Genomic DNA, 7,597 nt, shown 5'->3' with positions numbered 1-7,597 from the left:
CACTCAAATACCATCGCTACTTCAAAGCTTGGTATGAGAGCCCAGAAGATGCTAGTGAATGCTTGCAAAAGTTTTTTGGTTGGTACAACACTGAGCATCGACACATAAATCTTGGCTTGATGACGCCTGAAACTGTTCATCAAGGTAAGGATAAGTCTGTAGCTAAGAAGAGAGCTGAGGTTCTCAAGCAAGCTTTTGAAGCCTATCCAGAAAGGTTTCCAAAGTCCGGACCTAGACTGCCAGTACCCGCTGATTCTGTTGGTATAAATGTACCGGTGGTAAGGAAGTCTATACCCGTTTTGGGGTGATTGTTATACTAAACTTTCACCCTAATTGTCTCAAACACCCTGACATATTCCGGTGGGCACTTGGCAGCCTGACACGTTTGCCTGTTGATGGATGAAAATATGAAAATGAATAATAGGAAGATCCATCTTTAAGGCTACGTTTATTGATGTAGAGCTTTGGATAAATCATAATATTCGCCTATCGGTAAAAATCTTAAGATTCGAAACGATAAGGCTAAGTCATTGAAATCATTGCTTGAACCTGGCAAGAAATCAAGGCCCGGGAAATAACTGAAAAATCTAGGTACGTCATGGTGCCCGGGGCCGGACTTGAACCGGCACGACCTTGCGGTCGGGAGATTTTAAGTCTCCTGTGTCTACCAATTCCACCACCCGGGCATGGGTGTGTGCTGTGGTAAGCTCCCTACTGTAGGGAAGTAGGAATGTACCACAACTAATGAACATTGCAAGAGAATTGATAGGATAAAATCTTAGAGTGAGAACTTCTATCTATCGAAAACAATTGATCTTGATTAATTTTTAATCATATTTTGCTTGTCTCAAGATCAAGAAGCTAGCCTCGCCCATAGGATTTTTATCCTCCGAGACCAAGGGTCTAATCTAGCCTTAGCCTCTATCAGTGATGGCTATTTGAGTGGCTCTCATTCCCGTGCCGAGTGCTTCCTTTTTTCGAAGGGGATCGAGCGGAGCCATGGTGACCTTTCGAAGTACGCTGCTTAGTCCTATGCTTACCCCGATTGATGTGCTTTCCATGACTCCTCTGCTTATGGGACTTTCTAATCTTTTTGCCATGACTAGCCTTATGATGTCGCTTCGTCTTTGAGTGGTGCGCCTTATTTGGAGGCCGATGTTTTGGACCAGGGGTAACCCCATGAGCACTGTGAGCCGATAGCTGGGTTCCGTGTGAACCATGTTTCGCATGTCGACCAGTGGCATGGTTCTTCGCCATACTGTGAGAAGAGTTCTTACCATGCGGCGTATGTTTACCATGCGAATGTTTACCGTGCGATGCATGATTTACGCTAGACTCGTGTGCTTTATGAGAGGTGTGGCTTCCGTCGGAATCATGCTTTTGATTGCCATTCGTCTGAGAATGCTTGTGGCCATTTTTTCGCGTCCTGTGATTGCTGGCCTGCCCTTGCTCATGATGACCAATAGCATGGGCTGATTTACGCTTATGAATCTGATATGAAGCTGGTTTTCCCGTCGAAGTTTTATTGAGAAAGCCACTTAAATCTGAACAAGCTGTTAACAGAAGTGTTACGAACAATGGAAATATATGCCCGATCCGCATGGTTATCATCTTTGCCCCCTGTTTAAAATATGGTAGAGACCTTAGAGATCTAGCTCTGACCTATAAAAGCAATTTTCAAACCAAAGGTTGAGTACATCTCTGCTTAGATATTAACGACTTAGGCCATAATCGCAGTATGGATTTCACCGAAACTGTCCTAGAGAAGATCGATAGAGAGGAAGGCGAGCGTTTGTTATTGAAACAACAGATATACTCCATCGATAGAAAAGATAACGGGATCTTTCTCGTTGGCAAACTTGCAAATGAATTCTAGGCGATCGACATCAATCGACTTTTCCGAGACATGATCAGATAGGGGTTACTTGCATCTTCCAAGGCAAACAACTCATCTTAGTTTTGATCGGTCTTATTGGGTATCAAATGAGATAGATGTGGCTGGCAATCCAAGGATCACCAGCCACGGTGGGGGGAACTAAAGTGGAAGCCTTGGACTAGAAACTTCAAGATACGTAGCGGCTCCAGCATTGTATCTATCATTACGATCTCCTAATGGTGAGCCGATCACAGCATTCAAGCCATCTATTGCCATGCTGTATCCATAGCTGTCGCCTCTTTGAATACCAGCAGGATTGGAAAGTTGCTGTCTGAGGCTCCAACGACCGTTGCTAAATTGAAAGAAATAGACTCTTCCAACATCCATGTTCCTGGAAGATGTCTTATCATCGTAACCGGGTGAACCAACCATCAAGACATCACCGGACAACGCTACATCGAAACCAAAGTGATCTTGATATGATTTTCCAGGAGGGCTCATCACCTGGGTTATCCAGCGGCCTTGCTCTTGACGAAAGACGTAGGCAGACCCAACGTCCTTTCCATAGCTGTCCCCTTTATAGGCTCCGACTGCTACACTACCTTCCGAATTGATGTCAACACTCTTCCCAAAGTGCATCTCGGCTCTGATATTACTTGGTTGGAGTTTCTTGATCATCATCCAATCGTTTCTAAAATTTTTTCGATAGACATAGGCACATCCAATTTGAGAAACCTGCCGCCCCATTACCGAGCGATTGTAAAGTGGAGCTCCAATAGCAGCAAAGTTACCATTTATGGCCACACTTTCACCGTAGAAACTATCCTGTTGTCGGTCTCGAAGGGGGGGCGTCAGAATCTGTTGAAGCCTAAACGATCGCCGACCATCGGAGTGAAATACATATGCCTTACCAGTGCCATTACTATCACCCTTAGCACCAACGATTATATCAACTCCACCCATAGGTGTACCTCTAGGAGATAGCTGGGTATCTGAGTAGATATCAACGCTTAACCCAAAAATATGGTTATGGCGATTGTTATCTGTGGAGGGATTTTCAATAATTCCTTGCTCGAAACAATTCCATCGATTTGTACTTGTTGCTTGCTTAAATACAAACACGCGGCCCGCGTTTCCTATATGATCTGTCTTTGTCTTTTTCAATGAGTGGCTCAAGCTACTTCTGAAGTCAGAACTCCGAGAAGCAGTTCGATCAAGATCATGAGGAGCCCCAACGACAGCATAGCTTCCAGATATGGCAACAGCTTTTCCGAAGTGTAAGTAGCTCCCTCGCCCAATGCCACAGTCCATTGAACTAACTTTTTGCTTTAGGTTCCATGTATATTTACCATTTATGAGCTCTCGATGATAGAAGTAGGCAGCCCCTGCATTCATTCCTGCATCATCATCACCCCAGGCACCTGCCACAAGCCAGTCTCCGGATATATCCACGCTATATCCCAAAAGATCGCCCGCCTTCGAGTTTAAAGATGTGAGAACTGTAGGAGCTTCGGGGGCAGAAATGGGCATTTGACTTAGACTAGCACCACCCATGTTTACAGGAGGGGAAGTCCTACTACTTAAAGCTGGCAACTGACTTGTAGTTCTCACTGGCGTGACTCCCGGACTTGTCCCAGCCACGATGTCAAACACATTTAGTGCAAAAACCCCTAATCCAGTTAGGCCCAATACAGCAACGATGGCATTGGCAATCTGCATAAATCTTTTCCTCATTTTCGATAGTTTTCGCCCTCCATGGCACTTTTAGTGTGCTCCATCAGCACGATTCAAAAAGAATCATTAAAAAATCTAAGATTTGTTAAGCAATCGAAGCGCCAACGCTAAGTTGCTGAAACCCAAGTTGATAGCATGCTAAATTTTGAGTAATGACAAGGCAGGAAGATTTAGATATTTGTTCCAAGGATTACAAGACACTTAGATTCCTAGCATAAAGCATAGTCCCATCGCTAACTATAATCACAGCATCGGCAGTACTGCACAAATCCCCATATCTATAGGTATTGATTAGTTTAATTTCCTTGGTGATGTTTTGAAAATGAGATTCTTCAATGTTTGATGCTACTCAAGCAGTCCTTTGCAAGGATGAATCCTCCGACTAGTGCTTAGTCACATTGAATTCTCGGCTAGGCGTCGAGGAATGATTGAGGAGATAGTACTCCCGTACAGCGACGATTGAGAGACGAAGACAACAACGCCGAGGATTCAAAGTGACTAAGCACTAGCCACATGAATCAATTCCTGCATAACTTACATTGGTGGGAGCACACACAGTTTGCAAAGATGTCCCAAACTCACGGACGCACCAAGATCTATCAGCTAATAATCCACTTGAAACAGGCAACTTAGAATCTTCTTGAATGCACAGATAGCCTTCTTATTACCGTTAACCCTGTGAACTAGAATATCTGCTGCAAATCACAGTTCTTGGAGATGTCATAATCTGTTTAGAATTAAGACTGTCTTGGAAGCGATCGATAGATTGTCACTGTGATAGACCATAACTCCTAACAATGTATGGCTCCATACTTCGCCATACAATTGGCCACATCCTTGCGAAGCTTGCAATATATCAATGGACTTATTTTCATGAGGTAGACCATTATGGGCAAATCAGTAAGCAAGCTAGTCGCCAAACTGCTATCACTTTTAAGCATAACTTTCTTTTTAGGTGGATGTGCACTGCATCACATTCCTATTGAGGAATCGTTTCGCTCAAGTAAAAATCCTAAAGTCGGGCTAGTAGTAAAGAATTACCCTAGGGCTAACCTATACTTTAATGATGGTCGAGAAATTGAAAAGGATGTTGTCAGCGCTTCGATGAACCAGAGCCTCGTGGAGCGGATTGAAAAAACTAAACTTAAACCTCTTTTTCAAAATGAGTTTGAAAAGCAATTTATTGATGTGATCTACAATCGCTTCGGTCATGCAACCTACCTAATGCCTGAATTCATTGAAAAGCTGAAACCCTTCTCTAATGATAACAGCGACGAATTACGACTAGATTTTGCTAAAACTGACTACCGAAAACTCAAAAAGAAGGGCATTGACTACCTACTCGTCTTGGAAATCATGCAAGTTGGCCTTCAAAGACCCTACTACGGCCAAGCCCCTATCGCCGCACCCAGTGGCTACGCAAAAATACGGATAGATGTTATCAGTATCAAAACAAATAAAGTTGTGTGGCGAGAAACCCGCAGATCAGAGGCGTTGATCGACGGCGAATGGGATCTGCCGCCAAACTTTGATAGCGCCGTCACCGCTGTGGAAGCAAGCTTTCGGCGCGCCATGATTAAGATACTTTTTACAATGAAGGAACAATTAGATAAAAACCCAACTACCGTTCAGACATCCAACCGACCTGTAAATCCAGACATTGACTTGAGTTCTGAATCATAGCTCACGCTCTTCCTAACAAGAAAACTAAACGGTTGAAATATTTGTATTTTCTCTCCATAGGCCGCACCTACGGCCTATTTCAATCGTCACCTAAAATATTACTGGTTTCTTACTTAGTTTAGATGCTCAGAATCCGATAGCGGAGGCATGAGAAGATAGGAATAAAGGTTATAATGACTTCGTTACTTAGGATCCTTCTTAGCCTCATTTTATGCAATACTTACCTTCTAGCAGTTCCAAAGGATCCTGTTAAGTACTGGTCTAATTATCAAAAGAGAACTGAAAAACTGTTCGAACAGCTAGCTATTACAGATTCATCAAAAATCGATGAAATCAAGAGTAAGCTTCCCCAATTCGATGACGGTAGCGACAGTCAATACCTTCTATATAGACAGCTGTCAGAATACTCAAATAAATTCTGCACAACTATGATCAGGCCTGATGATCTAGCTATGCGAGCCCGCTGCAAGGTCTACAACGAGGTAGATGAAGTTAGCTGGGATACCCTGTACGAAATGGCCAAACAAAGTTCGGTAAGTGAACAGGCGCATGTGATTCGTTCCCGCCTCAGAGATGCAGCTATGAAAGGCGACATCGTTGCAGCCCGAGGTCTACAAAAGTACATTAAAGATATCCCTGACGATGCTATATTTAGTCATCTTCTTATTAAACGCAGTCTAGCCAATCACTTCATTAATCCCACAAATGACTTAGAAACTATTGAGTCTGGTATTGAAATGCTAAAAGAAACTCTTGAAATAGATCCCGATTCATCTATAGCATTTTTTAATATTGGTATCGCATATCTCTTGAACCTGAACCGACCATCTAGTGCTTTGGAATGGTTATTAAAGGCGAGAGAGGCGGACGACGGTCGTGTGGACAAGGACACAAGCATTTTCTTGGCATTAGCCTACGTAGAGCTAGGAGATACAAAATTAGCCATTGAAGAATTAGAAAAGCCTTCCGAAGCCCCTGAACCTTATCGAGCAAAGTTTCTGAAATGCTACGAAGAGTATATAATCTTTCGCATTCGAGGTTTCAACGATTTAAAAAGCTGCCTTACTCTCTCCGGTGGTGTTCAAATTGATGCGCTCCTAGACATCATCGAGAGGATTAATAAGCTTGATCTCTCTACGCAGCAAAAAGTGCTATTTTTCGACAATTACAAAAATCTTATTCATGAAAATTTACTACCATTGATTAGGGACAACGCTGAGTCATCTGCCCGCACGATAGCTCTAAATCAAAAAGATCACGAATTGAAAATCAACCGTCTAGAACTAGCCAAAAAGCAGGAAGAACTCAAGTCTCAAAGATATCTGAGGCTTAGTATTATTGGGCTTTCGTTACTTGTTCTTATGATCGCCTACCTTCTTTTCCGCATGAAACATCGCGCCCAAACGATCAGAATTCTGAAAGAGCAGACACGTGCCAATAGCGAACAGATGGCGAAAGATCATGCTTACAGCGAATTCAACAAGATCATCTACCCTCATCAGCTTGCTCTGATTAAAAAGGGAAGAAAAATCGAAGATTCCATGCCATGTGAAAAAAGTCGCGCTGCTGTAATATCATTTGATATTCAAAACTCATCTAAACTAGGCCATGGGAAGCACCACGACTTTTTTGAAAAAATTCTTAAAAAGTGCTACCAACGAATGAACGAAAGCTACGAAGAGCATAACATTTCAGCAAATGCCTATATGATCAAGGAAATGGGAGATGGCTTCCTTTGCAGTGTGGGGTTTCCTTTTAAATGCCAAGGAGATGTCGCCTTGCAAGCTTATTCGCTTGCAATCAGCTTTGTAAAAATTCTGAATGAGACTGCTGCCGTCCACTTTCCTAATCACAATGTCTACTGTGGAATAGGAATATCTTACGGAGATGTTTACGGCTACTTTCCCAAAATTGGGCTCAAGCAGTACGATCTCTACGGGGATGCTATTGTACATGCTAAACGATATGAGTCTATGAGACGGTATATTTTTGACACTTTGAAAGTCGAAAGAGGAAATATCATCATCTTCCAAGAGGCGTTTTTGGAACAACTGCCTCTGAAAATTCGAAGAAAGCTAGTTAAGGTCAAACTCAATTCTGTAAAAGTGAGAGATGATTCTCAGGCTTCACATCTCTCTTATCTTCTGATGCCAGGACACAGGTGGCCTTTACCCAAAGCTGAAGGCGAGTGAATACCTTTGCCTATCTCTGGCTATTCTGTCTCTACTGAGGTATTCCTGTTGGAGAGCCTTTATCAGGTTCGAAGTGAGAAGACTTCAGAACTAAGTCCTAGTATTGACATTC

5 protein-coding genes and 1 tRNA gene are annotated in these 7,597 nt (G+C 42.8%); 3 read left to right on the top strand and 3 right to left on the bottom strand.

All coding sequences use genetic code 11. The features are described from left to right. Positions 1-308, top strand: a 308-nt coding sequence (locus B9N89_RS32470) for an integrase core domain-containing protein (protein WP_143478151.1), incomplete at its 5' end; no start/stop codon positions are given. Between the two features lie 291 nt (positions 309-599). Here B9N89_RS32470 and B9N89_RS21495 read toward each other — a convergent pair. From B9N89_RS21495 to B9N89_RS21485, 3 genes are all read right to left on the bottom strand, one after another. Further along, positions 600-686 (bottom strand) — tRNA-Leu (locus B9N89_RS21495). A gap of 228 nt (positions 687-914) precedes the next feature. Next, complete coding sequence (locus B9N89_RS21490) at positions 915-1,322, bottom strand: hypothetical protein (RefSeq protein ID WP_143478234.1); 408 nt, start codon at positions 1,320-1,322, stop codon at positions 915-917. 713 nt (positions 1,323-2,035) lie between these two features. Next, entirely contained in the window at positions 2,036-3,610 is a 1,575-nt protein-coding gene (locus B9N89_RS21485; RefSeq protein WP_132322226.1) for a hypothetical protein, read from the bottom strand. Positions 3,611-4,498: 888 nt separating this feature from the next. Between B9N89_RS21485 and B9N89_RS21480 the strand changes: the two genes are divergently transcribed. Then, a complete protein-coding gene (locus B9N89_RS21480) occupies positions 4,499-5,293 on the top strand; it encodes a hypothetical protein (protein WP_132322228.1) in 795 nt (264 codons plus the stop codon). 173 nt (positions 5,294-5,466) lie between these two features. After that, the gene (locus B9N89_RS21475; RefSeq protein WP_132322230.1) at positions 5,467-7,485 is read left to right on the top strand and encodes an adenylate/guanylate cyclase domain-containing protein; all 2,019 of its coding nucleotides are present in this window, start codon (positions 5,467-5,469) and stop codon (positions 7,483-7,485) included. Positions 7,486-7,597 lie beyond the last annotated feature (112 nt).

Source organism: Pseudobacteriovorax antillogorgiicola (assembly GCF_900177345.1).
GTDB classification, from domain to species: Bacteria; Bdellovibrionota_B; Oligoflexia; order Oligoflexales; family Oligoflexaceae; genus Pseudobacteriovorax; species Pseudobacteriovorax antillogorgiicola.
The sequence above is the reverse complement of the archived record's forward strand: the minus strand, read 5'-3'. Positions and strand labels throughout refer to the sequence as shown.

What these genes read in the sequence shown, in the direction of transcription:
- B9N89_RS21490 (WP_143478234.1), bottom strand. Translation starts at nt 1,322, where the DNA reads ATGCATCGCACGGTAAACATTCGCATGGTAAACATACGCCGCATGGTA.
- B9N89_RS21485 (WP_132322226.1), bottom strand. Translation starts at nt 3,610, where the DNA reads ATGAGGAAAAGATTTATGCAGATTGCCAATGCCATCGTTGCTGTATTG.
- B9N89_RS21480 (WP_132322228.1), top strand. Translation starts at nt 4,499, where the DNA reads ATGGGCAAATCAGTAAGCAAGCTAGTCGCCAAACTGCTATCACTTTTA.
- B9N89_RS21475 (WP_132322230.1), top strand. Translation starts at nt 5,467, where the DNA reads ATGACTTCGTTACTTAGGATCCTTCTTAGCCTCATTTTATGCAATACT.